1 protein-coding gene is annotated in these 1,290 nt (G+C 67.1%); it reads right to left on the reverse strand.

Features of this window, described 5'->3' with window-relative positions:
- Positions 1-28: 28 nt before the first annotated feature.
- Positions 29-1,221 (reverse strand): IS3 family transposase gene (locus tag D6B71_RS22390; protein ID WP_121259013.1). Its coding sequence is split into 2 segments (ribosomal slippage): positions 29-934 and positions 937-1,221, totalling 1,191 coding nucleotides; the frame shifts between segments, so codons are not numbered across the junction.
- Between the last annotated feature and the right edge of the window lie 69 nt (positions 1,222-1,290).

Consider the following 1,290-nt stretch of genomic DNA (forward strand, 5'->3'; position numbering starts at 1 on the left):
CTGCTGCACGATCGGGTGACAGGTCGGGTCACGCAGCCTGAGTGGCTGGCGTGGTCATGATGGTCTCGTACTCGATGGGGGTCAATCGTCCGAGAGCGGCCTGCCTGCGGCGTCGGTGGTAGGTGCGCTCGATCCAGGTCACGATGGCGATCCGCAGTTCCTCCCGGGTGGCCCAGGCCTGGCGGTCGAGGACGTTCTTCTGCAGCAGGCTGAAGAAGCTCTCCATCGCGGCGTTGTCACCCGCGGCGCCGACTCGACCCATCGATCCGACCATGCCGTGGCGATGGAGAGCGTGGACGAATTTCCGGCTGCGGAACTGGCTGCCGCGGTCGCTGTGAACGATGCAGCCGGCCACGTCACCGCGCCTGGCGATGGCGTTGCTGAGCGCTGCCACCGCGAGCCGAGACTTCATCCGGTCGCTGATGGAGTAGCCCACGATCCGGTTGGAGTAGACGTCCTTGATCGCGCAGACGTAGAGCTTGCCCTCGCCGGTCCAGTGTTCGGTGATGTCGGTGACCCACAGCTCGTTCGGGGCATCGGCGGTGAACTCGTGGCGGACCCGGCCCTGCTCGTCGACCACGGCGCACAAGTCGTCGTGGACCGGCGGGCCGGGCCTCTTGGCCTTGCCGCGCTTGGGCTTGCCGAACACCGACCACCAGCCCAGCTGCGAGCAGATCCGCCACGCCGTCCGCTCAGCCATCGACTCGCCAGCTTCGCGTGCCTCGTCGACCAGGAACCGGTAGCCGAACTCCGGGTCGTCGCGGTGGGCGTCGAACAGGGCGTTGGCGCGGTAGGCCTGCTCGAGCTCGGCGTCGTTGACCGGCTGGGCGAGCCAGCGGTAGTAGGGCTGGCGAGCGATCTTGAGCACCCGGCACGTCACCGTGACGGGGATCCCGTCGACGGCCAGCTCGCGGACGAGCGGGTACATCATTTTCCCGGCAGGTTGGCCTGCGAGAGGTAGGCGGCCGCGCGGCGCAGGACCTCGTTCTCCTGCTCGAGAAGCCGGATCCGCTTCTTCGCCTCACGCAGCTCGGCATTCTCAACTGCCGTCGTGCCCGGCTTCACGCCGTCCTCGACATCGGCGGTCTTCATCCAGTTCGTCAGGCACGACTCGCTGATGCCGAAGTCGGCAGCGATCTGCTTCAGGTGGACACCCGGCTCACGGTTCCTCGCGACGCGAACGACGTCGTCGCGGAACTCCTTGGGGTACGGCTTCGGCACAGTGCACATCCTTCCAGCGGCACCCCTCGGCACCACAGATCAGATGTCACCGATCCGTGCAGCAGTCCC

It is taken from the genome of Nocardioides ferulae, assembly GCF_003660455.1.
GTDB lineage: Bacteria > Actinomycetota > Actinomycetes > Propionibacteriales > Nocardioidaceae > Nocardioides > Nocardioides ferulae.